19 protein-coding genes are annotated in these 26521 nt (G+C 40.4%); 10 read left to right on the forward strand and 9 right to left on the reverse strand.

Annotated elements, in window-relative coordinates; translation table 11 throughout:
* Positions 1–110: 110 nt before the first annotated feature.
* The 10 genes from ESZ39_RS07160 (at position 111) to ESZ39_RS07205 (ending at position 13036) form a co-directional block, all read left to right on the forward strand.
* Entirely contained in the window at positions 111–1745 is a 1635-nt protein-coding gene (locus ESZ39_RS07160) for an AMP-binding protein (protein ID WP_146879228.1), read from the forward strand.
* A 1741-nt stretch (positions 1746–3486) separates the two neighbouring features.
* The gene (locus ESZ39_RS07165; RefSeq protein WP_146879229.1) at positions 3487–4767 is read left to right on the forward strand and encodes an EAL domain-containing protein; all 1281 of its coding nucleotides are present in this window, start codon (positions 3487–3489) and stop codon (positions 4765–4767) included.
* 171 nt (positions 4768–4938) lie between these two features.
* A complete protein-coding gene (locus ESZ39_RS07170; RefSeq protein WP_146879230.1) occupies positions 4939–5301 on the forward strand; it encodes a response regulator in 363 nt (120 codons plus the stop codon).
* A 5-nt stretch (positions 5302–5306) separates the two neighbouring features.
* A complete protein-coding gene (locus ESZ39_RS07175) occupies positions 5307–5618 on the forward strand; it encodes a lipid asymmetry maintenance protein MlaB (RefSeq protein WP_146879231.1) in 312 nt (103 codons plus the stop codon).
* A gap of 1 nt (position 5619) precedes the next feature.
* Entirely contained in the window at positions 5620–7782 is a 2163-nt protein-coding gene (locus ESZ39_RS07180) for a chemotaxis protein CheA (RefSeq protein ID WP_146879232.1), read from the forward strand.
* 36 nt (positions 7783–7818) lie between these two features.
* Positions 7819–9969, forward strand: coding sequence for a methyl-accepting chemotaxis protein (locus ESZ39_RS07185; RefSeq protein WP_146879233.1), 2151 nt, complete (start codon positions 7819–7821; stop codon positions 9967–9969).
* Positions 9970–9981: 12 nt separating this feature from the next.
* A complete protein-coding gene (locus ESZ39_RS07190) occupies positions 9982–10551 on the forward strand; it encodes a chemotaxis protein CheW (protein ID WP_146879234.1) in 570 nt (189 codons plus the stop codon).
* Positions 10541–11407 (forward strand): CheR family methyltransferase, encoded by an 867-nt coding sequence (locus ESZ39_RS07195; protein WP_146879235.1) that lies wholly within the window; start codon positions 10541–10543, stop codon positions 11405–11407. The genes ESZ39_RS07190 and ESZ39_RS07195 overlap by 11 nt, the downstream gene beginning before the upstream one ends.
* A gap of 8 nt (positions 11408–11415) precedes the next feature.
* Complete coding sequence (locus ESZ39_RS07200; RefSeq protein ID WP_146879236.1) at positions 11416–12480, forward strand: chemotaxis response regulator protein-glutamate methylesterase; 1065 nt, start codon at positions 11416–11418, stop codon at positions 12478–12480.
* Between the two features lie 154 nt (positions 12481–12634).
* The gene (locus ESZ39_RS07205) at positions 12635–13036 is read left to right on the forward strand and encodes a chemotaxis protein CheD (protein WP_223270280.1); all 402 of its coding nucleotides are present in this window, start codon (positions 12635–12637) and stop codon (positions 13034–13036) included.
* A 678-nt stretch (positions 13037–13714) separates the two neighbouring features.
* Here ESZ39_RS07205 and ESZ39_RS17955 read toward each other — a convergent pair.
* From ESZ39_RS17955 to ESZ39_RS07250, 9 genes are all read right to left on the reverse strand, one after another.
* Positions 13715–14428, reverse strand: a complete 714-nt coding sequence (locus tag ESZ39_RS17955; RefSeq protein WP_223270281.1) for a PEP-CTERM sorting domain-containing protein — start codon at positions 14426–14428, stop codon at positions 13715–13717.
* Between the two features lie 162 nt (positions 14429–14590).
* Positions 14591–17059, reverse strand: coding sequence for a S8 family serine peptidase (locus ESZ39_RS07215; RefSeq protein WP_146879238.1), 2469 nt, complete (start codon positions 17057–17059; stop codon positions 14591–14593).
* A gap of 100 nt (positions 17060–17159) precedes the next feature.
* Positions 17160–17798: a response regulator transcription factor gene (locus tag ESZ39_RS07220; protein WP_146879239.1), complete on the reverse strand. Its 639-nt coding sequence runs from the start codon at positions 17796–17798 to the stop codon at positions 17160–17162.
* Entirely contained in the window at positions 17795–18517 is a 723-nt protein-coding gene (locus ESZ39_RS07225; protein WP_146879240.1) for a sensor histidine kinase, read from the reverse strand. Before ESZ39_RS07225 ends, ESZ39_RS07220 begins: the two co-directional genes overlap by 4 nt.
* Positions 18507–21851: a serine/threonine-protein kinase gene (locus ESZ39_RS07230; protein WP_146879241.1), complete on the reverse strand. Its 3345-nt coding sequence runs from the start codon at positions 21849–21851 to the stop codon at positions 18507–18509. Before ESZ39_RS07230 ends, ESZ39_RS07225 begins: the two co-directional genes overlap by 11 nt.
* 22 nt (positions 21852–21873) lie before the next feature.
* A complete protein-coding gene (locus ESZ39_RS07235) occupies positions 21874–22086 on the reverse strand; it encodes a hypothetical protein (protein WP_146879242.1) in 213 nt (70 codons plus the stop codon).
* A gap of 32 nt (positions 22087–22118) precedes the next feature.
* On the reverse strand, positions 22119–22775 hold the full coding sequence (locus ESZ39_RS07240) for an FHA domain-containing protein (protein WP_146879243.1): 657 nt from the start codon (positions 22773–22775) through the stop codon (positions 22119–22121).
* A gap of 32 nt (positions 22776–22807) precedes the next feature.
* Entirely contained in the window at positions 22808–23647 is an 840-nt protein-coding gene (locus tag ESZ39_RS07245; protein ID WP_146879244.1) for a DUF6689 family protein, read from the reverse strand.
* Positions 23648–23808: 161 nt separating this feature from the next.
* Positions 23809–26274, reverse strand: coding sequence for a S8 family peptidase (locus ESZ39_RS07250; RefSeq protein WP_146879245.1), 2466 nt, complete (start codon positions 26272–26274; stop codon positions 23809–23811).
* Positions 26275–26521 lie beyond the last annotated feature (247 nt).

The following is a 26521-nucleotide window of genomic DNA, read 5'->3' on the forward strand; positions in this document are numbered from 1 at the left end:
TTAATGAGTAATATATTATTTACTCATTTTACAATTTACACTTTACTAGTATTTTGCTTGCTCTACTCTATTTTTCAGGCAAAACGCATCTAATTGCTAAAGGAAATAACATGACTAAACCTTGGACTAAAAATTATCCAGCAAACGTGGCGCATGAAGTAGATTTAAATCGTTATGACTCTTTATTAGATTTATTTCATCAAACAACTGCTAAATATAAGCAAAAAACTGCCTATAGTAATTTTGGCGCTGAGCTGACTTTTAAGCAAGTAGATGCACTATCACGATCTTTTGCCGCTTATCTACAAAATGAGCTCAATATTGTTCCAGGACAACGTGTCGCCTTAATGTGTCCGAATACCTTATGTTTTCCTGTCGCTATGTGGGGCATTATTCGCGTTGGTGGCGTGCAAGTAAATGTTAATCCAATGTACACACCGCGCGAGCTAGCGCATCAACTTAACGATGCTCAGGTCGAAACCATCATCATCTTTTCACCTTCAACAAAAATGCTTGCTGATGTTATCGAAAAAACTAATATTAAAAATGTTATTACGGTTAACTTAGACGACTTAGTTAATAAAGGCTTACCTTGCGATGCTGTTGATCCACGCTTAAGTCAAACTATTAGTTTTACAGATGCCTTAAGACAAGGAGAAAGTTTAACCCTGTCTGAGCCTAGCCTGAGCCAAACTGATTTATTGTTTTTGCAATATACCGGTGGCACCACCGGGTTATCTAAAGGCGCTATGCTTAGCCATGGCAATTTACTTGCTAATATTATGCAATACCAAGAGTTTGCTAAAAATCAGATAGATTATGGTAACGATGTGGTTATTACGGCTATCCCGATGTACCACATCTTTGCTTTAATGGCGAATACACTGAGCTATTTTTACTTTGGTGCTAAAAATGTTTTAGTGACTAACCCTCGCGATATGGCTAGCTTTGTCGAGATATGGAAAAACACGCGCGCAACTGTTTTCACTGGGGTAAATACCTTATTTAATGGTTTATTACACACCCCAGGCTTTGATCAAGTCGATTTTTCATCATTAAAAGTTTCTCTGGGCGGTGGCGCGGCAGTGCAGCAAGCGGTGGCAGATAAATGGCAAAAAGTGACGGGTGTTAGACTAAACGAAGGTTATGGTTTATCTGAAACGGCACCCGTTGTGTCATTAAACTTTGGCACTACGATTAACGGCAAAGCCGTTTATGTTCCAGGTATTGGCGTGCCAGTACCCAGTACTGATCTTTCTATTCGAGATGATTATGGCAATATAGTCGCACCAGGCGAATCCGGTGAGCTGTGTGTTAAAGGTCCACAAGTTATGCAAGGGTACTGGAATAATATTACCGCCACCAATGAATGTATGACTGCTGATGGCTACTTTAAAACTGGCGATGTTGGCATGCTTGACGAGCAAGCTTTCTTTCACATTGTTGATCGTAAAAAAGATATGATCAATGTTTCTGGTTTTAATGTTTATCCCAACGAGATTGAAGCTGAAGTGGCTGGAATGAGTGGTATATTAGAATCAGCTTGTATCGGCGTAGCTGATGATAAAACCGGCGAAGCGGTTAAGCTTTTCATCGTTAAAGCAGATGAAAAAATTACCGAACAAGATGTTATTCAATTTTGTCGCCAAGGGTTAACCGGCTATAAGGTCCCTAAACATGTGGTCTTTATTAATGAAATACCTAAATCAAGCGTCGGTAAATTATTACGCAGAGAGTTAAGGTAGTATTTACCATTGGCTATAGCGATTATAGGCCTAGACTTTATAGGTACCGTTGTTATAGGTATAGTTGTTATGGGTATGATCTGGTTTAAAGTAAGGCTACCTATTATACCCGTTCCACTTCAAGGTGCAGTTTCAGCGTTAAGCTAGGAAATCAGATCAAGGCGCGATACGAAGATAATGGTTATTCCCTTATCAAGTAGTGCACAGGTTTTTTGTTCCAGACAAAACCTAAGTACATACATCCATGTATGCAACGCTGGACTGGTTTTCTAGCTTAGCTCCCTACGGGCAAGCCGATAAAGGGTCATCTCCGGCGTTATGGATTTCGACAATAGAATAACTATTCTCTTCAATCCATGCCTGGTACCTAACCCTTTCTCGACTTGCTGAAACCTGCACTTTGAAGTGGAGCGGGTATAGATACCAAGTTATATAGATATCTAGCTTACAAGTGAGATGTTTTAAAACAAATCCAGCTGATCTGAATTTATTTTTTATTTTATAATTCAATTGGTTGGTTTTAACCTACCGTCTAATTATCCCCTGCTATGGCATTTTTAATTATGGCAACAAAATAGCTTTGTTGCCATAATTTATCAACCCAGCAATATAGCTTGGTAATTTCAGTATAAATTTTGAAAAAATAATCGCCAGTGATCCTGCTAATTATCGGCATAAGATTTACGTTCCACGCATTAAACCTAAACTTCTTTTACCTGTTGCAGTAGTTCTGCTGAGCTACAGTTAGCAATTAATTCGATGGCTATGTGCAACCACGGTAACCATTCTTCAACTAAGTAACTCGGTGTCACTCTTGCTTCATTGTTTTGTTTTGTTTTTTTCCATATTATTCAATAATGCTCAATACAGGCAATACGTCTAAAGGAACTTTTGACCTAGTTGCAGTGTTTTTTACAAGTTTATCTAGGCTAAAATAACAAAGACTATTGCTTATACCAATTACATTAAGTTATTGCTCACTTGTACTAGTTAAAATAGCTCAATGCTGTGTTGCTCTCACTCCCAATAGCCAGCTATTGCTCAATTGAGCGCCTTACCTTGAATTATTTTTCCTGCGCACAACAAGATCACAAACTTAATGGAACTGGTATTACACCCTGACGATAAAAGCTGTTTTATCCTTACTTTCACCAACTATTAGCCTATTATTTATTTCTGCGCCACTACGTCCTCGCTTAATTTTTTCTACTAGCAACCAGCACATTATCTAACGCTATCGCGTCATTTAATTAATACAAACTGTCTCTATCAATAACAAGTATTCATAGGGTATTCACTATTAAAAAGATGGCTTTTATTCTATCAACAGCTTAAGCAGATAATCATGACTGAGCTACTAGCTTATAAGGATATAATGCTAAGTTGATTAATTACCTACTTATTTTTAATGGTTAAAATGAAAAAGGTGATCACTTATTTAATCAACTTATTTAATCAAATGAGTATAAAACGATAACCATTACATCTCATGTTTGGGTTAAGTGGCTTGCCCTTTTCTATAAACAATCTAGTTCAGCCGTAAGTCATCTACATAAGCATATGATTTAAAGTAAAATAAAGCATTAAATGACCTTAATTGTATAGATAAAGACTTGACAAGTTAAGGTTAACCTTTAAAAAATAATTATAATAAAGTCTTTTATGCCTATTTATCTGGCTCAGATAAAACTATAAAAATAGTCAGCAGCACCACACTATAATAATGACTTAAGGAACAATAATGCATCAAATGAAAATACTTGTTGTCGACGATAGTGAAGTCCAGCGTAACCATTTAATAAACTTGTGTAATAAACACGGTTTATCAAACGTCGTTAGTGTTAGTAACGGCGTGCTTGCTGTCGATATATTACAAGATAAAAGTTTTGATTTGGTGTTTATTGATTTAGAAATGCCAGTAATGGACGGGATTACTTTGGTGAGAGAAATAGCTAAAGATAAACTTGCGCCAGCTGTCACTATTTTAAGTGCTAAAGATCCGGCGTTAATTGCCAGTATTGGTACCATGGCGGAATCTGATGGTTTAAGCGTGTTAGGCACCTTTAAAAAGCCGATGCAGGATACTGACCTGTTAGGTTGCATTAAGCGCATCGCTTATAACAGCGAAAAAACAATACCAGATGAAATCCCGAACAGAATTACCGCAAAAGATTTAATGACAGGCATGATTGAAAAGCAAATAACACTTTTTTATCAGCCAAAGTTAACTTGCAAGGGCTTGTTACTCAAAGGTGTTGAAGCCTTAGCTCGCTGGCAGCATCCTAAATATGGCCACGTTTCTCCTGTTGAGTTTATTACCGCCGCTGAAGAGCTCGATTTGATCTGGGAATTAACTTACTACCTATTCGAGATAGTCCTTAAACAAAAAGTAAAGTGGCATAGTCTTGGCATTAACTGCCATATTGCCTTTAACCTTTCACCGGTATCACTCTCCGGTCACGACATTGTTAATAAAATAGCAAGACAAGTGACCTTATATAAAGTTGATCCTAAAGAAATCATTTTAGAGGTAACCGAAAATGCTATTTGCCGTGAAGTATCCGACGCTATTGAAACCTTAGCTAAGTTAAGGTTACAAGGTTTTAAAATAGCCATAGATGATTACGGTACTGGCTTTGCTAATTCAGAACAGCTTTCTAGAGTACCAGCAACAGAGTTAAAGCTTGATAGAATTTTAGTCGATAGTATCGCCACTAGACCCCAAAAATTGGTGATATTAAAAAGCTCTATTAACCTGGCTAGAGATTTGGGCTTATATACTGTTGCAGAGGGTGTGGAAAGCTTTGAAGACTTTCAATTACTCTGCAAATTAAATATAAACTTGGTGCAAGGCTATTATTTTGCTAGACCTATGAAGCCAGAGGCATTAGTGAGCTGGTTAAAAAATGACTTAGCTAGCATTCGACAGGATCTGCGTGAAAAACAAGCTCAAGAAAGTGATAGCGAGTGTGTCAGTTTGAAAATGAAAGTGAAAGCGGCACTTAAAGATTTAGCTGAGTGAGCCAACATATTAAACTTTGAGACAAGGGTTCGATAACTTTTTTGCCCTTTATCTACACCCTGATGATTTACACCTAGTGGTTTACACAGAAGTTAATCGAAGAATGACAGTTTATAAAGTATTGGTAAATAAGCTCGCTAACTCACTTTTTTAATGATTTTGGAAAAATAAATGTCAAAAACAATATTGGTCGTAGATGACTCCCCCTCTGTTCGTCAGATAGTCGCTCTTACCTTAAAAAGTCTTGGTTATAAGGTAATAGAAGCGGTTGATGGTGTCGATGCTTTAGCTAAACTCGATGGCCAGAAAATTAACCTGATAGTCAGTGACGTCAATATGCCCAATATGAATGGCATCGAGTTAGTGAAAGAGGTTAAGGCACACCCAAGATACAAGTTTACGCCCATCCTGATGCTAACCACGGAATCAGATGAAGCAATGCAAGCGGCTGGCAAAGCGGCAGGTGCCAAGGCATGGCTGGTAAAACCTTTTCAACCCGCAGTGCTGTTATCAGCAATTTCTAAACTGGCCTAATAACTATGACCATTAAGATAGATAACTTCGAAGATCACTGCACCATAAAAATTGACCAAGACTTAACCATTTACGAGGTAGACGAGTATCGCAAACAATTACTTGAAAAGTGCGATTTAAACCACTCGGCAACAGTGGAGTTAAGTGATGAGGTTGAACTTGATACTGCAGGCATACAGCTTTTGATCTCATTACAAAAACAGCTCCAAGCCACCGGTGGTGATTTGACAGTTTGCACTACCAGTGTACAAGCGATTAATTTATTTGCTGTATTTAACTTATCTAGCCAATTCAAGCTTACCGATAGGGCTTTCTAATATGATCGACCTTATCGACCTTATCGATACTTTTCGCAATGAAGCAGAAGAACACCTAATAATACTGGAAAAAGCCTTACTGGAGATGGAGCAAAATCCTACTGATAGCGAATTAATCGCCAATTGTTTTCGCGCTATGCATACCATTAAAGGCTCTGGTGGCATGTTCGGCTTTAATGACCTTACCGCGTTTACTCATCATCTAGAATCCGCCTTTGACAAGATTCGTAATGGCCATTATTCGGTTACCCCAGCATTGATCAGCATTATGCTCGACTCCAAAGACCATATTGCGGGCATGCTTGAAAAAACTGAGCAATCTCAGGTACAAGCCTTTGTCGGTCAATCGCTTTTAATGAAACTAAATGACGTTATTCCCAGTGATCAGTTAGCCGATAACAACTCGATAGTTCAACCTTTGTCAGCGCCATTAGCAGAACAAAAAATAACAAAAAATAATGCTTTTAGGATCCGTTTTACACCTTGTAGTAGCTGCTTCGCTGACGGTTTTGATACCCTACATATAGTGAATGAACTAACCTCACTAGGTCATTGTTATGTCACTACAATACACAGTAATGTCCCGCTATTAAAAGACCTCAATGCAGAGTCTAGTTACTTGTCGTGGGACATCATTTTAATCACTGAACAAAGCATTGAGGTTATAAAAGATAGCTTTATTTTTGTCTCTGATGACTGGCAAGTTGTTGTTGAAGTGATAGATAAAAGTTTGTCTGATGTTGAGCACTTCTCGCACATAGACGAGATACTACTTGAACACGGTCTAATGTCGTCTACGCAAGTAATTTCAGTGCCAACAAAAATCGACAGATTACTAGAAAAATCCGATCTAATCGCACAAGCAGATATCGACAAGTTACTCGCCAAAGCAGATATTGACACAGTACTGGCCGAATCAGATCCGGTCGCACAAGCAGATATTGACACAGCACTGGCTGAGCAAAAGATACTTAATGAGCTCAAACAACGTAAAACCCGAGATTCTTCAGATGCCATTGTTCGGGTGCCCGCAGCCCGACTTGATATCTTGATGAATCTAGTTGGCGAACTGGTCATCGTACAGGCGCGCATGAAGCAATTAGCCAAGTCGCGTGCAGACGACGAAATAATGTCAGTATCTGAGGATTTCGATCGACTGATGGATGACCTGCGCGACAACACCTTCTCTATTCGTATGTTGCCTATTGGTACCACTTTCGCTCGTTTTAGCCGACTCGTTAGAGATCTGTCACACGAGCTGGGCAAGGAAATCAAGCTTGAAACCATAGGGGCAGAAACTGAACTCGACAAGATGGTGCTAGACCGTTTAGGTGATTCATTAGTGCACTTGATCAGGAACAGTATCGATCACGGCATCGAGAGTCCTGATATTCGTGCTGCCGCGGGTAAAGACCGAACCGGCACTATTCACCTTTGTGCACAACATGCAGACTCCCATGTGATCATTAATATAAAAGATGATGGTGCTGGACTTAATACCGACATAATACGTGCAAAAGCCATCGAACGTGGCCTTATTGCCGACCATAATGAGTTAACTGAAGACGAAGTAAATAACCTGATATTTGAGGCTGGATTTTCGACAACAGATCAGGTGTCAGAAGTATCTGGCCGTGGTGTCGGGATGGATGTAGTTAAACGCTCGATAGAGGATCTGGGTGGAGAAGTCACTCTGTACAGCGAAGCTAAACAAGGCACTAACATCAAAATAAGGTTACCCATGACCTTAGCGATTATAGAAGGTCTGATGGTTGCTGTTGGAGATGAGCGCTATGTTTTCCCACTCAGCGCTGTTGAAGAGTGTGTTGAGTTACATCAAGACCTCGAAAATCAATCAAACGGTAAGCGTCTGGTAGAAGTTCGGGGGGAGCTAGTGCCTTATATGCGCTTACGAGAGTGGTTCAGCGTCTCAGGTAGCGCCCCTGCTATTGAGCAAATCGTGGTGACCCGCATGGGTGACCGACTTTTTGGTTTTAGTGTCGATCAGGTGATTGGACAATACCAGACCGTAATTAAACGGTTAGGCAAGTTTTATGAAGGCACAACAAGTTTTGCAGGCGCAACCATCCTTGGTGACGGCAGTGTTGCAATGATATTAGATACAGCAAGGCTCATAGAAGCCATAGAGAAAAAAACAAAATGAAAGACACACTACTTTTGAGCCATGCGGAGAGCATAAATGAATAAAATCACTTTAAAAGCCTTGTTGTACTGCACCTTTGCAATATTGTTTATCCTGATCGGCTTGACCAGTTACCTCGGACTTGATGCGCTGGACGGAATGAACGAGCGCTTAAACAAGTTGATTAATGGCCCAGCAGAAAAAGTCAAACTCGCAGCTAGGATCCGTCAGGATCTATTAACAATTAGTCGCGCAGAAAAAAATATTATCTTGGCGAAAACGCAACAAGAAATGGATGATTTTGCGGCCGTAATAACTCAAACACAAACTGAAATGCTAACCAAGAGGTTAACATTACGCAACCTAGTGGATGAAACCGGTAAAGAAAAACTCGATCAATTTGCATCAACTTGGGATGAATACCTGAAAATAAATGAAGAGGTGCGCCAGCTAGCACGTCTTAATTCGAATATTCGAGCAAAAGCGTTATCAACCGGTGCTGCTAGAGAAGCTTTCGATAAAGCACAACAACAGATGGCCATATTGGTAAAAAAAGCTGATGACGATGGTAGCAAGTTTGAACTTATTGCTGAGAATGCCGTTGCTAATAATATGGAAAAACAGCTAAGCACTATTACAAACAACAATAAGAACGAGCAAATAACTTCGTTCCAGGGCTTGCTAGATTCACAAAAGAAAATAAAACTTGCCGCTAACATTAAATATAACTTAGTAGAAATTCAACGTGGTGAAAAGAATATTATTCTAGATACTAGGCAAGATAAAATGGATGTTTTTGCCAAAGCAATTGACGACGTGGCTGTTGATTTACAGTTGCGTCTGAACGAACTTAATACCCTAGTTGATAATGAAGGTAAATTGCTGGTGGCAATATTTCAAAAAGACTATAACGCCTATTTGAAATTAAATAAGCAAGTACGTGAAATTAGCCGAGAAAATGGTAATGCCCTGGCATTTGACTTATCAGCAGGTAAGGGCCGTGAACTACTCGAACAAGCTGAACTCTATCTTGGCGCAATCGTTAGAGTAAATGACTTAGCCATGGACACCGATCAGCAGGCCAGTGATATAAGTTTTATCACAGCTCGTAATATGTTGATGATCATTGCCCTAGCAGCGCTATTTGTCACTGTTATCAGCGCCTGGATAGTGATAGCCAGGATTAATCTGATCAGTCGAGTTACCCAAAAAATCGGTGCTGGTGATTTAACTCACCAATTTGATACTCATACCAGTGATAGTGATATTTATGGTGTACTAAGGTCGATGAATAACAATCTGCGAAGCATTGTAGGGGAAATTCAAGAAGCCGCCACTAATGTCGCCGCAGGTAGCGAAGAAAGCAGTGCAACAGGGCAAGAAATAGCTCAGGGCTCTACTGAGCAAGCGGCTTCACTTGAAGAAGTGACCGCCTCAATGGAAGAAATTACCGCTAACATCGCACATAGTGCAGGCAACGCCCAGCAAACTGAAAAAATTGCCCGCAAGGCCGCTGTCGACGCCGAAAATAGTGGTAAAGCCGTCATTGAAACAGTTGAAGCGATGAAAGATATCGCCGACAAGATCGGTATTATTGAAGAGATATCACGTCAAACTAATCTACTGGCACTAAATGCGGCGATAGAAGCGGCTCGCGCCGGTGAACACGGTAAGGGTTTTGCCGTAGTCGCGGATGAGGTTCGCAAGCTGGCAGAGCGTAGTCAAAAAGCTGCAGCTGAAATTGTTGCCCGGTCTAAAGGCAGCTTAGAAATATCGGAACAGGCAGGGAGTTTATTGGCCCAACTGGTGCCAGACATACAGAAAACCTCGGATCTGGTGCAGGAAATCAGTGCATCTGCCCGTGAACAAACATCGGGCGCTACTGAAATTAACGCTGCTCTACAACAACTCGACCAGGTGGTGCAACAGTCAGCTGCTGCCGCTGAAGAAATGGCATCTACCTCTGAAGAACTATCAGCACAGGCGGAACAGATGCAATCTACTATGACCTTCTTCAATGTTGATGGTAGTAGGGTCAGCAGAAGTACTGCTGCTTTGCAACCACCAAAAAAACCAACGTCTACCAGTCGACCGATTAGACCCACTGCTGCCAAAACAACTTTTGGTCATAAAAAAAGTGCTGAAAAAAAGTCTGGTGTTGATATCAAAATGAATGATGACGACGCCACTGAGTTTGTGCGTTATTAAGGGGCCAGCACCATGTCAAATATTAAAGAAATTACCGCGAGCACAACTGCCCAAGAGCCCCTGCAGTTACTCACATTTTTGCTTGATAAGGAACTCTATGGCACCGATATCAGTCAGATACAGGAAGTGCTCGAATACCGTAAGGTGACACCGGTGCCGCGCACTCCTGATTTTATGCTCGGTGTTATCAATTTACGTGGCAATGTGGTACCCGTTGTTGACCTGCGCCGCCAATTTGACATGCACATTATCGCTAGCACAGTCGAGACCTGTATCGTTATTGTTGACGTAACCGTTGAAGGCGAGAATAACCGTATAGGTATCCTCGTCGACGCAGTAAAACAAGTGATCACGCTGGGCGAGGGACAGATCAGTCCACCGCCACGCATTGGTAACCGCATTGATACGCATTTTATTAGTGGCATGGGTAAACGGGATGAGGAATTTATTGTCATCCTTGATTTGCCCAGGGTGTTTTCGAAAAATCAACTGGAAGACGTCCTTGATACTGTCCAACTTACGGATGCAGAACTTCTAGACAACGCTTTAACCCGTCAAGCGAATGGCCCAGATGTGTGCTAATAAAACAACTATTGTGCAGGATTCGCTCAGCCGGAACGATCATAAACTGGTGGCCGAGTATATTGAACGAACAGCGGGCATTCAACTGCCCGAATCTAAGGTATCGTTGATAGAGGGGCGTCTGCGCAAGCGCCAACGCAAGACAGGTTATCCGTCTCTGCACCAATATATTAATGTCGTGCTCAACTCTAACCAAGATAAACAAGAACGCCTACACCTACTAGATGCTATCACCACCAACAAGACTGATTTTTATCGGGAGCCGGACCATTTTCAGACCCTGCGCCACCATGTACTAAACACCCTAGCGCCTTTGCATCTACAGGGCTGGAAAAAGCCATTAAGAATATGGAGTGCTGGTTGTTCATCAGGCGAAGAGCCCTATACTTTGGCTATTGAACTAATGGAACTATCTCGAGAGTTACCTGGACTGCAATTTAGCATTTATGCGACCGATATTTCTAATAGTTGTCTAGTCACCGCACGCAATGCAACTTACGAGCATGATCGGATTGACCCCGTGCCTATGGCGATGCGTAAACGTTATTTCTTGCGTTCAAAAGACCAGACTAAAAATCTGGTCTGTATGGGGCCAGAGTTAAGGAATAAGGTCAACTTTGGCACTTTTAATCTCTTGACGGATGAATATAAATTTCAGCCGCGATTCGATATTATATTTTGTCGTAATGTGATGATTTATTTTAATGACAAAGATCGAAGCCAGATTATTGATCGATTTTCACATTCACTCACTCAAGGCGGACTACTGTTTATTGGTCATTCTGAAACCATCGCAGATAGATCTAAAAGCTTTAAACAACTAGTACCCACTGTTTATCAAAAAAACGAGATTTAGAGGTCAGTATGAAAAAGATTAAAGTTATGATCATTGATGACTCTGCTGTGGTTCGCGAGACGCTAAAAGATATTTTCGATACCGATCCACAAATAGAGGTCGTTGCAACCGCAACAGATCCTTATGTTGCCGCGGAACAGCTAAAACATGTCATACCTGATGTCATCACCCTAGATATAGAAATGCCACGCATGGACGGTTTGACCTTTCTAAAGAAAATTATGAGTCAACACCCGATACCTGTGGTTATTTGTTCTTCATATGTTGGCGAGGGTACTGAAACACTGATGCATGCACTAGAGGCGGGTGCGGTAGATATTATCCAAAAACCCCTTGTCGGTACCCAAGCATTCCTAAAAGAAGCACGAGTGCTGATCACCGACGCTGTAAAAAGCGTCGCTCAGGTCAAACCTTGTATAAAAAATGAAACCAGGTTATTACCCAGAGAAAAACTCAGTGCCGATGTGATGCTGGAAAAACCTGACGCACACGTAAGGCTAAAAGCCACTGATAAGATCATGGTAATTGGCGCCTCAACAGGAGGAATAAGAGCTATTCGTGAAGTGCTTCAAGCAATGCCTTTAGACTGTCCAGGTATCGTGGTTGTTCAACATATGCCTGAAGGCTTTACGCAATCTTTTGCCGAGCGTTTAAATAGCCTGTGCAATATCAGCGTAAAAGAAGCACAAGATGGCGATACGGTATTAATAGGACAAGCATTAATCGCGCCCGGCAATAAGCATACCTTAATTAAACGCAGTGGCGCACGCTACTACGTCGAAATTAAAACCGGTCCGCTGGTGTCTCGTCACTGCCCTTCGGTCGATGTACTGTTTCGCTCTGCTGCCCGATATGCAGGGCCTAACGCGGTAGCCGCTATTCTTACTGGCATGGGCGATGATGGCGCTGAAGGTATGAGAGAATTGTTTGACGCAGGTGCTTGGACTTGTGCTCAAGATGAAAAAAGTAGTGCCGTTTATGGTATGCCCAAAGAGGCTGTGCTTAGGGGCGGGACTAACCGAGTCTTAGCACTCAATAAAATAGCCGACGCCTTGTTACATGCTGGTAAATAAATCCCCAGAGACTTTTGAAATGAATTATGATGAAAAAAAGGTGGTTCTACATGCCGGAGATTATTGTTTTGATAAGGCCGGTACTTATATACATACGCTTTTGGGCTCCTGCATTTCTATCACCATCTGGCACCCAAAACTTTGTATCGGCGGCATGTGCCACTTCGCACTCGCTAGGCCGGATGGCATACCACTAGGAGCAGTATTAGACCCTAGATATGCTGAAGATTGTATCGAGTTATTCAAACGCTCAGTAGAAAGAAAAGGCACGCGACTGAAAGATTATCAGGTGAAAATTTTTGGCGGCGGTAACATGTATGATAAGTATCCAGACCCAACATTAGACCCAGTTGAGAAACTCCCTATGGGTGAAAAAAACACCGCGGCTGCATTCACTTTGTTAATGAGTGAAGGGGCAGATATTTTGCTGGCACATGTTGGTGAGTTTGGTCACCGCCGACTGGTATTTGATCTATCGACAGGCGATGTCTGGGTGCGTTTTACGCCCTCAAAGGGCGTTGTTGGAGATGCTCGAGCACTGGATGGTCCAAAATAGCATTAGTTTAAAAATCAAGTTTTTTATTTTTTATTTTTTATTTTTTATCAATATCGTATAACAGTTTAAACAATAAACCCGTCACTTTAGCGCTTCAGTCGCGAACTTAGAGCAAGCAGAATGTACTAAGTATAATACCAAGTTGATTAATTACCTGCTCATTTTTAATGGTTAAAATGAATAACTACAGCGTTATAAAATTTATAAGTAGATAACTACTTATACCAGTTCCATTAAGTTTGTGATCTTGTTGTGCGCAGGAAAAATAACTCAAGGTAAGGCGCTCGATTGAGCAATAGCTGGCTATTGGGATTGAGAGCAACACAGCCTTGAGCTATTTTAACTAGTACAAGTGAGCAATAACTTAATGGGATTGGTATTACTAAATTTTATGCCTTGTATTTATCCATTTTTCCTCATGAAAAAGTAGATCACTTAATTAATAAAATTGGTATAATATTGTTTGTTGCAAAAGTTTCTTGATGTAATCAGATTGCTACTGAGCGCCCAAAGCAATAGTGTAAAAGACTTACAAGTAGCGTTGCAGCCGTTACATTAATTATCTGCGCAAAGTAGATAATTAATGTAACTGGTATAAGTTTTATGCCTTATATTTATCTACTTTTACTGATGAAAAAGTAAATCAGTTAATTAGTCAAATTGTTGTTATGTCAAAATTTAAGACTTTTTCTTAAATCGACGTGAGACTAATCCCATCAAGCCTATCGCAAAAATAACAAGTGTTGAAGGCTCAGGTACCATAGCAGGTACAGCGCTTTGTCTAAACATTAACCAGCCAATAGATGCATCACTTGTATGCGCATAAGTATCAGTTTCAACTATGGTATGGGAGCTATTGTATTTTCTATTGCTGCCCCCTGACGTTAGGTTTAAAAAACTTGCTTTGCCGTTAGTGACCACATCAACACCATCGAAGACCCATGCATCATCGTAAAACCATACAGTATCAGCACTGCTAACGCCACGTGTTGATGAGTCGCCCAACAGCGCAGTGTATTCTGCACTTGAGAAGCCGAGGTTGTCTTTGCAAAATATTTCACTTGTATCATTGTCAACGCATCCGTGATCAGCACCGTTATATAGTGCATTCAGAAACTCCGTAGCCTCTTCTACGCCCGCTATAGTCCAATCTGAATAAGGGCCAACAAGTGATGTCGTCTGAACCAAAGTTTCCAAGTAAGTTAAATTGGCTAATTCATCCCATCTTAGCCACTCACGGTTATTTCGCGTATCACTAATGACGTTAGTAGAGCCGTCATCATTACTGGTTAACGCGCCAATAGTGATTAAGCCAGCATTTGCCAAATTGACTAAACAACTTAAAGATAGTACTAAAGCAATGAATACTTTTTTGAAAAATTTAAATTTCATTAGAATTTACCTTTTATTAATTTTCAGATGAATTAACTAGCGAATGGTTAAATAAAAATACGCTCTAGTAGTAAGGTCTTTAATATTTCCAAACCATCGCAACAAATAAAAAGCCCACCTAAATCAAACGGGTGGGCTTTGCTACTAGAGCTCTTTTAACTATTAATAGTTGTTTAAAAATCGTGTTACAGCTACCGCGTAATCGCCGCGAGAGAGCACATTAGTACCGTTAAAGTTTGCGGTAATGGTAGGTTCTAAATCTAAAGCACCTTGTTCGATAGCAAAATATGCGTTTAATATGCCTAAATCTAATGCCAATTGAACGTAACCTTTAAATTCAGTAGCAATAGCGCTTTGGTCTGCTAAGGCTACACGTTGGTCTTGAAAAACCACGGTAATATCACCGCTGAAGCTTTCAGCTAAAGGTTGTAATGCCAATGATTGTACTAACGAGTAAGCTAATTGCGTGCGGTCAACAGCACCTTGTGGATTAAAGTCAGTCAAGCTACCTAATAACACTGGCGCTTGTGTTTGTTCGGTGTTGCGCAGTGCAGCACCTGTTGAGTTCACCGCATTAATTGCTGCAGCATATTTAGCATCAACAGCAACATCGTTAAAAGCATTGGTTGTCGCTAGATTAGATTGACGAATACCAGCTCCTAAGATTAAAAAGTCAGCTAGGTCTTGGCGTGACAATATTGTATTAGGCTGGTATCCAGTAGCGTTAGCATCAACTAACTCTTCACTTACCGCGTATTCAATAAATGCTTGTGCAGCATGACCTTCAATATCAGCAAGTCCAGTATAACCGTCAGTTTTGATAATTTTAATGGTGACATCAATATCACCCGGAACGGCATAACCGTTGCTTATGCCTGTTGGGTCAGCTTCAACACCTGAAATACCACCAATACCATTAGCGCTAAGTGTCCAATCACCCGCTTCAGCCGGTGCTGTTACCGCGATATTTTGACCTAAAACGGGTAGAGAGATACTAGAGCTATAACGTTTACCTGAGGGACTAACCAAAGAAAGTCCTACGGTATTATCATCAACATTAGCGCGCACCATCACCATAGAAGCCACATCACTCACTTCAACCGTAATGCCGTCATCACTAGCTGGACTATAAGGTACAGAGTCAGCATATTTTTTTTCTACCGAGGTTAACACTTGGGCATTAAATGTACGTTCAAGTTTCGTCGTAGTGCCGAAGTTTAGGCTGTCATCCACTATCGATTTAACCGCGGCATAAGCATTAACATAACCGGCACCGGCTTCCCAAGTTTCACGACCTGGCATATTGGTTGCGGTTGCTTGTAAAATCGCTTTCACTTCACGCCATGATAGCTCTGGGTTGGCTTCTAACATCAGGGCAACAATACCAGCAACATGAGGAGCCGACATTGATGTACCACTCATAGTCGTGTAATAAGGTACTTGATTAGGCGCCATTACTTCACTGTCATCGCTAATGCTTAAGGCACTTAAGCTTGATAGTGATGCACGTACAGAAATAATGTCAACACCTGGGGCAGTAACGGTAGGACGGTCTTGCCAATGAAATACTTCACCATCAACGGTTACTTCGCCGCCATTACCTTTCACACCACGTGAACTAAAGTCAGCCAACCTACCTGCTTTATCGCCTGCTGCAACGGTGACAACCCAAGGGGCTTTTTTAAAGTTACCGGTAATAGTCGCTTCACCACTACCAGAGTTACCGGCTGAGAAAACCACGATGACACCATTATCTGATAGTGCTTTGGTGGCAACGTTGGTTGGATGATCTGGGTTAAAGTCTGTACCTGTATCACTGGTACTACCAAAAGAGTTTGATATAACGCGAATATTGTAATCATATTGATGTGTTAATGCGTAATCGAAACCGCCAATCGTGTCTAAAATAAATAGACCTGCGCCTGAGCCGTAACCGATAATGTTAGCACCTGGAGCTACACCTTGGTATTTACCAACCGACATAGCACCATTACCACCGATAATACCCGCAACATGTGAACCATGACCGCCAGCAATATCTGTATTGGCCGTATCTTCTTGATAAGTAATTGGCAAAATATCTGATAATGAATGTAAGTTAGTTTGCGCTAATACGTTTTGCACCACATGATTTGGGAATTTAATATCAGTGTGCGTGCCGTCAACACCCGAGTCGTTAACCACAACACCAATACCGCGACCTGAAAATGGCAGACCTTGAATGCGCATACTTGAGTCAGCACGTAAACGCTCAACACCCGTAATTTGTGTTGCGCCATCATTTTCTAATGATAGCGGTGCGTTAAAATAAACAGAACGGACTTTATTTGAGGCATATATTTGTTCAACTTGCGCTTTTGTTGCACTAATGCCAACAATAGGCAAGGTTTTAAAACTAATACCACCGACAACACCCGCAGCTTCTATAACATTTAAACGTTCAGAGTTTATTGCACCTTCACCATCAAATGTCACTATCACTTCAAAAACATCATCAACAGCAGCGGTTGACAGCAAGCCATGTAATTCAGGACCTAATGATTTAGCAGATAGACTAGCAGACAATAAAATTAATCCTGCTCCCATAAGACCAGCAATTAGCAATTTATTTTTTATTTTAGTTTTAAGCATTGGAAATACCTTATTGGTTTTGATATAACGAGCATCTCAAACATCAAGGCATTAAAGAATCAGGATAAACCCCTATAAGCAATAGGGCAAAACACCTGATTTATAGCAGTAAGTGGTGCTTAGCCGCATAGCGCACTAGTTCAGCGGCATTGGCGACACTGAGTTTTTCTAATACTTTGCCACGATGGTTTTCTGCGGTTTTGACACTAATCTCTAAAGAGCGAGCGATTTCCTTTGTGGTTTTACCTTCGATAATCAAGTGAAACACTTCGCGTTCACGGTTAGTCAAATTTTTATAAGGGTCTTGCCAATTACCTGCTGGTTTATTGTATTGAGTGGCTAAAACGCTAGCGGCATATTGGCTGAAATAAGTTTTTCCTTGAGCTAACGCTTTCACCGCATCAATTAACTCATCACCCGCACTATCTTTTAATAGATAGCCTGAAGCGCCGGCTCTGATCATATGTATGACATATTCCTGTTCTTCATGCATGGTAAGCACGAGCACTTTAGACTCAGGCAATTGCTCATGTAGACGTTTGACCGCTTCCATACCGTTAAGTACCGGCATGCTTATATCAATAACAATAACCGTCGGCCTTAATTCCAGCGCCTTTTTAATCGCTTCTAATCCGTCTGCAGCCTCAGCCACAACACGAATACTTTCATCTTTGCTTAATAAGCTGACCAGACCATGACGTAAAATAGTATGGTCATCGGCAATAAGTACACTGATCATGGCATTTCCCTTCCGGTCACTAAAACCTTGATTTCGCAACCTTGGTTAGGTGATGAATTAATGGTTAACTGGCCACCAAAGGCACTGACCCTATCTCGCATAGCACCTAAGCCAAAGCCATCTGGATTATTTTCTGTACCCAGTGCCATGCCGACACCATCATCGTTTATTTTAATCATTAGCAGTTTGCTTGTGGCAATAACATTTAGGGTAATAGTTTTAGCTTGGGCATGTTTAATGGCGTTGGTCAGGGCTTCTTGTATAACACGAAAAGCCAATGTTTGAGTATCGCTATCTATTTCAGCATTTATCTGATGATGGAATTCAATTTCTGCATCTTCTGGCTCACCCATAATCCTCACTAACCATTCTAGAGCGGGAATAAGGCCAAGATCATCTAGGATCCTTGGCCGCATTAACCGAGAAATAACCCGAGTATCCGACAGGGCTTGGCGCGCTAAATCAATACTTTCACTTAAGGCAATTGTTGGTTCGCCTTTTTGTACTTGTTGTAATTGATTGATTAAAGCGGTTAAAAGTTGTCCGACACCGTCATGTAATTCTTGAGCAATATGTTTGCGCTCATCTTCTTGAACTCGCCAAACACGCTTGGCTAAACCACGCATTTGCTCATTACCCATGTATAATTGCTGGGATATTTGTTTTTGCTTTTCATTCAGCTGAGCCACCAACTTAGTCATATCCATATTATTGCTCATTACGCAGTAATTCCTGAAACGAGTCATTTAATTGATAATAATTTTGCTTTTCTAAGAAGCTTGAGGACGTTTCTGTTGGTAAGTTTATCATCAGATTTTTAAGCTTTTTACGAACTTTTTCATGATATTTTTCCGATTCCTGTTGCTGTGCAATCGCTAATTGTGCACGTAAGCGATCAAATTGAAAACTGCGCCAATAATCGCCCATTTTTCTTAATAAAAGATCGGATTCTCGCAAGGTACTTTTTAAGCCAGTCCATGCCTGTGCATAGTATTGCTGTACAGCTAACAACTCTAAATACTCTATATACTGATATTGATAAAGACCAAAATCTATTTTTGCTAATGGCGCCAAATTAGCACGAATATCTTTACTTCCCGCACGCAACGCTTGTTTTGTTTGCTCGATTAACTGACGGATATAAATGACTTGATGAGCATGATCAGCAACAACTTCATTAGTATCGGACCTTGTGCTTGTGACACTACTTTTATTTTGATTGATTAAAAATCGGTAGGTAGTTTTGTATTCTTTATTGCCATAAGTCGAGACGATAGTGCTAATTTTAGCCAGATGTTCTTCTGCTTTTTTAACATCACCCAATTGCAGAGACCAATCAGCTAACCAGAGGCCAAGCTGTGCTATGGCTCTAACATCATGCAATTTTTCTGCTTCCTTATAAAGCGCCATCAACTCTGTAATGCTTGATTGAAAGTTACCTTGTAAAAAAGCTAATTTAGTTAGGTAGCTGTGTGATACTAGTGCTTCTTCAGTACTATTAAGCTGATTCGCATCTGCCAAGGTATTATTAAAGAGATGATAAGCATTACGCCAATTACCTTTTGCTAGCTCCAACTGAGCTAAATTTTGCCTGACATGAATAATGCCAATTGGAAATTGAATTTGTTGATATAACTGCTCTGATTGACGCCAATAAACCAGAGCATGCTCTGGGTCAAGCAACATGAAATAGCTATAACCTATATTGTTCATACTCTCTGCTTGCAGCATGAGATTGCCCAAATCGACACGAATATTTAAGGCCTGACGGTAATTCTCTAAAGCACTTTGGTACAAAGCTTGCTCTTCCGCCAAGTTGCCAAGTTCATTGTAAATATTGGAAAGACCTTCTTGATCGTTTAACTGCTGATAAATTTCTAAACTTGCTTTTAAATATTGTTCAGCTTTTTGATACTCACCTATAGCTACGTGCATAGGTGCTAAATTAGTCATGGTCGTAGTGGCACCCGCTAAATCGCCGCTCACTTTTCTAATTACTAACGCTTCTTGATAATAATCAAAAGCTAATTTGGTTTCACCTAACTGCTCATATACCACACCAAAAGCATTTAATGCTTCAGCTTCTTTGTATTGATTTTTTAATTTCTTTGCTGTTACCAACGCTTTAACAAAATATTCATTCAGTGCTTTTTCAAAATCCCCTTGTAAAAATGCCGCTCTGCCGAGCATAAACCAGGCTTTGGGGTGATTAGCATCAATGTTTACAACGTCGAGTAATAGCGATTCCATTTTTTCATGTTGCTCAATTAAAAAATAAAACTCTGCCAACATCATTTTAAACTCAATGTTATAAGGAAAAGCATTCACTAAAGTTAAGTAGTCGATTTGCGCTTGCTCAGTTTTACCCGCTAAATCATTTAATCGGGCGCTTGCTAGCTTTGCAGTATAAGAATTAGCAGTGCTAAATTCCGCAGCCTTACCATAAGCTTGCTCCGCTTCTAAAATTAAGTTTTGGGCAAGGTTTAGCTCACCTTGTTGTAGCCAGGTTTGAGCCGACTCAGGATTTTTACTTAGTATTAGCCTTAGCGCTTGTTGTGCTTTTTCAAACTGACTTTGTGAAATAAAAGCTTTAATGGCGAATAAATCAATTAATGGGTTAGGATCATATGACAAGGTCTGTGTGGTATTCGCTTCTATGGCTAAGCGTTGTTTAAAGTTATCGACAAAATTGATTAAAGAACTTTGCCAGCTTTTTTCGTCAAAACTTTCCTGTAGCAAGGTCTCACGATGGACTTTAAAGCCATCAACGAAGATCAATTCAATTTTGATTTCTTTCGCTTTGGTACCTGCAATAATCATTTGTGGGCTAATCAGTAAATCAACTTGCAGTAAATCAGTAACTAACTCAATTTTGCTTTCATCTAACGGTAAGTTAATCCCTAGTTGAATTAATAGTTGCTTAAGTCTTGATTGCTCTATTACCCGTAAACTCTTGACCTCGCTTAATCGATAATTTAAATAATCAGCGAATGTTTGATCAAACTCTTCATCTTTGGTCGACGTCGGCAAGATAGCCACAGCATAGTGATTCTTGGCACTAGATTTGATTGGCTTTGGTTGATTATAAAACCAAAGCATAACAAAGAGTCCAACCAGCATTAGTGCGAAAAAAATATAAAACAAGGGTATTTTTGTTGGCGTTTTTTTATCTGCTGCTAATACGATATATTGCTGCTGTGCCAGTGCAATATTTATCGGCCGCGATGCGGGATGTGCTGAAATTAACGATAACAGCCAAGGTTTTAGAAGATTAAGTTCGACGTTGGTAGGGCTAAATTTAGCTTTATTAAGTAACTTGCATTGTATGATTTCATTAATAGAATCACCAGTAAACGGCAAACATTGGCAACAGAGTTGGAAAATAACGATACCCACAGCATATAAATCTGTGCTGGCATTGATTTTACCCAATTGCAGATATTCAGGTGGCGCATAGTGCGGCGTGCCTGACACGCTAACCGAGGTACTTTCTTTATTCAGCACCGAAAGGCCAAAATCAGCGATATAGAGCCGACCCGAGGTGTCTATCATGATATTTTCGGGCTTAATATCTTTATGCGTTACGCCTGCTTGCTGCGCAAAGGCAAGACCGCTGAGTAATTGTTCAATAATAGTATGAACTTGCTTGATAGACAGGGCTTGACTAGCGATAATTTCTTCTAAGCTACTACCTTCTATCCAATCCATGGTTAAGAAGTGTAAATCTTGATGCTGATAATATTCATGGACACGAATAATATTAGGGTGACTAAGTTGGCGAACTAATAACAATTCATTTTTAAAATCAGCTAAATTTTTTGCATTTTGGCTGAGAGATTTATCAAGCACCTTAATGGCAATAACAGCATCGAGTTGCTGATCGTACGCGCTATAAACACAGCCGTAACGTCCTCTGCCTTGCAAATTTTTTATTATAAATCGCCCAACTAGGCATTCACCTATTGCTAGTGAATTGCCTGATTGAATAACTTGCGTTTCCTGTTGTCGATCTTCAACAGGTTTAGTTGGTTTTAAATTTTCAGGAGTGCTCATACAGCCTATGTATTAATAAAATTTAATGGCAGAAATTAAGCAAACTAGCGTTTTTTTTACCAGATATCTGTATTGAGTCATCATCGAGAATTTGTTGCAACAAATCAATCGATTGTTGTAGTAATATTGCTTGAACTGATGCTTGAATTTGCTGGCTCATAGTGCTTAAAATTTCAATATCTAATTCAGTCAGTACTTTATCAGATATTTTACTGTCAGTGTAAACAACACCCACGACTTTATCTTCATAGAGCAAAGGGATGCAGGCTAATGCGGAAATTTTTTAGTTTCTATACTCTTACGTGCGCTTAACAGTTCATGACGAGTAACATCCATGGCAATAACCGCTTGTCCAGACTCAAAGCAGCGAGTAATAGCGCCGACACTGCCTTCGAATTTAGCTAATTTAAAATCAGCTAATTGCATACCATGAGCAATGCTAACCCTTAAGGTTTGTAGGGTATCACCCAATAAAATAATGCCACGCTGAGTACCAGTTAACATAATAATATTTTGTAATTGTGCCGATAAATTGTCTTGTAAGTGTTCTGTTAAAGGGGTTGATATTGGTGATTGACTCCTTGATAAGCGCCATTGATTATGCGAAATAATAGCATCAAGTTGTTCAGATGATTTTGTTTCAAATAAACAGTCTAGCTCACCAATCGATATTAATGCGTCAGTATTTAACGTGGACTGTGTGATGGCAATCCCGTTTACTTTTGTGCCATTGCGGCTGCGCTCATCTTTAAGTTGCCAAATTTTATTTGTATGCGCAACTTTAGCATGTTGGCGAGAAACCGTCGGGTGATCTAATAAAAGCTCACATTCATTTGAACGCCCTAAACGGTAGCCACTGTCTTCATAAAGAAAACTTTCTACTGCCGGTTGATTAGAATAACAAACCGTAATTCTGGCTGGCATGACAAAACCTCCATATAAAAAATGGTTGCGTGTTAATCAATTAAACGCAAACTAAATCGCAAAGTATTTGCGTATGCCATCAACTCACCGGCAATATTGCGAATATCTCGGCTTGAGCGCCACACATCCGGAATATTAATGCCACGGTTATCGTTAATACGGCGATTAAACGCATTAAGCTTATTACTGGCGGTGTTATAATCTTGTGTTGATATTAACTGATTAATCTCGTTAATATCTTGTAATAACGCTGAATAAACCGCAGCATTTATTTGTGGAGAGAATGCATTTAGCGCTGTTTGTAAATCACTAATTTTTTGTTCTACTACCACTATAGGTGCACGTAAATCCGCCACAATTATAAATTGAGAAAATTTGCCTGTTGTGCCACGAGTACGCAGACTTCCAGAGCCTAAGGTCTCGGTAATATCTTTAAAATCCCCGTTTAATGGTGCTTTAAAGAAGCGAAGAGGCGTGCCAGCAGTATATTCTAGGTTATGAGTATGTAGATCAACTGTCGCAACACCCGAGAACGAAAAACCAGTATTTGCTTTAGGTTCGATGGTGATCATCATTGGAAAAGCTGCTGCAGGAGTAATGTTTAGTCCATTAGGTAAGCGGTCAATAATGTCTAATGAGGTAACATCGATTAATTCTGCACTTAACCCTAAACTATCTCTAGTTAAGCCAACAGCATTTTCAAACTGTAAGGTCAGGTCTGCAGAGATATCACCGGGCAAATGGACAATAACTTCTACTTTATTACCCTGCACGTCAACTGATAATGGTTCAGACGCGAAAGATATGGTATTCAAAAGAATGGCTGTCGCTGCCAAAACTTTTATCGTGATACTTTTTATGTGCAACATCATTTGTCCTCTGGATATGAACCTGATAATTTACTCAGATTTTTATATGTTTTACCTAGTAGAAGCTACTTTGAAAGTAGCAAATTAGCAAGTATTAAGGCTAATTTAATAACAAGAAAACCAACCTACTATCAGGTTGGTTTTTACCTTCATACTGCTAACGATTAACGCAAATAACCGTCATATACTCGACCAATAATAACCGCATAATCACCACGTTTAATATTATTTTTTGGCTCAAAGTACGCAACGACTGTCGGAGATAAGCCATAAGGGCCTTGTTCTAGTGCGAAACGCACTCTCATTAATGACATATCTATCGCCGCTTGAACATAACCTTTTAATACCGGTGTCACAGCACTTGAGTCGATCACAGCAATACGCTCACCATTATAGTCAACCGTTAATTCACCCGAAAAATCTAATGCTTGTGTTTCTAACCCAAGACTTTGCACTAATGAATAAGCCAGTGCTTGCTTACTGACATTGTGGTGCGGGCTAAACTCGCTGCCATGAGATAGGATGACCGGAAATTGATTTTGCACGCTATCTTTTAGCGCAGAACCAATAGTTGTTACTGCATCAACAAAAGGAGCATGTTGACTACGGACATCAGTAAAGACAGTTTTTTGTTCATTTAATAAATCACGATGTTGTCTAATTGACATGCCCATGACTAAAAATTGCGCTAAGTCTTGACGTTTTAAGTCAGCACTAGGTCGATAAGTCTTATCGCCTTTACTATCAATTAAACGCTCACTTACCGCAAATTCAATTGCTTTTTCAGCAGGATGACCGGCAATATCGTTCAATCCGTCATAGCCACCAGAGGTTAAAATTGAAATGTCACCCTCAATAAACTCAGGAATACCTGGGCCATTAGTGGTGCCGGTTGGGTCAGCTTGTACACCTGACAAAGAGGTTATGCCAAAAGCAGACAGTTTCCATTCTCCAGCCTGTGCTGGCGCAGAAACTCGCATGGTGCTGCTCAATACTGGTGTGGTTAAGTTACCCAAGTATATTGTGCCGTCTGGTGCTTCCAATTTAAGTTTAACCAGATTGGCAAGCGTTTCAGATGAAGCACTAATCCATGCAGCATCATCAGCAACGTTAAATAAATGTACCTCAGGTTCACCAACCGGTGTAAATAAAACACTAAATGGCTCAGGCGCGTCATCATCGATAACGATTGCATTAGCATTAAAGGTATTAAGGTTATTAACCGTAACACTATTTTGCTCGTCATAAGCTAATGCACCGGCTACCGCCGCATAAGCATTGACATGGCCAGCACCCACTTCCCAAGATTGATAGCCTGGCATATTAGTGGCTGTTGCTTGAATAATAGTTTTTATTTGTAAATTTGTTAAATCAGGGTTAGCTTCTAACATTAAGGCAACAATACCAGCCACATGAGGCGCTGCCATCGAAGTACCCGAAATTCTGGTGTAAAAAGGTAAGTATTCGTTTTCAATAACGCCAACATCGTTAGCACCGCCATTAGAGGCGACATTGGTCTTAGCGCGGGTTGAAATAATATCAACCCCCGGTGCAACGATAGTTACTTCGTTCTTATAGGTCCAAGGTGAGCCATCAGGCATAGTAAAATCATCTGTTTCACCGCGTTTTCCGCGTGATGAAAAATCAATTAAATCGCCTTGCTTAGTACTAGCACCTACCGACAGCCCCCATGGAATTTGTGCATATGGATTGTGAGTGTCTTCGCCTGAACCACTATTACCGGCAGCAAATACTGAGATAATGTCGAGTCTGTGGGCTTTATATGACGCTAAAGATATCGGGCCTGCGGGATCATATTTACCACTAGAACCCCAAGAGTTACTCATCACACGAATGGGAGAATTAAAAGCCCAAACATTACTGATCGCGTAATCATAACCGCCTAGAGCATCTAAAATAGAAAGACCCGCGCCTGAACCATAACCTACAATATCGGCACCGGGTGCGGCACCTTTATATTTACCGTCAGAGCGAGTGCCCCAGCCGCCAACAGTGCCCGCACAATGTGTACCATGACCAACATTTAAGTCCGTGTTAGGTTGACCTTCAATCCACACACCATCAACGCCCGTTAAAGAAAGCGCTTGAGCATGGGTGATGCCTTGAACATTTTCAACAACTTTAGTGCCATACTCTAAATCATCTAAAGTCGCATCAATACCCGAGTCGTTAACAATAACGGTGACGCCCTTGCCAGTAAATTTCATGCCATTATTGTTTTCAAATGCGCTTGATTGTAATTTTTCTACACCGGTTATCTCACGTGCTTCTGCGTTGTAATATTCCAACGAACGGTTAGCGAATACAGAACGAATACCCGGCATAACGGCTAATTGATTAATTTGACCAGGACTCGCCATTACGCCAATAATAGGTAGTGATTTAAATTGGACACCTTGCGTTAAACCAAAATTTAATAAGCTTTGTAGCTGGGTAGTCGTTAAAGCATCTAGTTGATCATAAGAAACCACAACCATTACGCGGTCAGTTGCGGTCATATTTTGTAATTTTTGCTCTAGTTGAGAACCAATAACTGCAGCAGCGGTTGCACTTAAGCTGATACCTGCGATTGACATGGTCAATGCCATGTTTTTTATTATAGATTTCATATTTTTATCTACCCATGTAAAAGTGTGTTTTTATTTAACTCGAACTCAGCTAATAAAAACATCAGGATCATTCCCTATAACATACAGGGGAAAACCCCTACAACACACTTTTTTTATACATAATATTAACAAAAAAATATAGTTGCTTGCAGGCAGTTTTTTTCCTAAGCCAGTAGCTTATTTTACGAGCGACTAAGCTAAGTAGATTTTTTATTTCAGTTTTAGCTAAAACTGAAATAAAAAGTAG

Source organism: Colwellia sp. C1TZA3, from assembly GCF_007954265.1.
Classification (GTDB): domain Bacteria; phylum Pseudomonadota; class Gammaproteobacteria; order Enterobacterales; family Alteromonadaceae; genus Cognaticolwellia.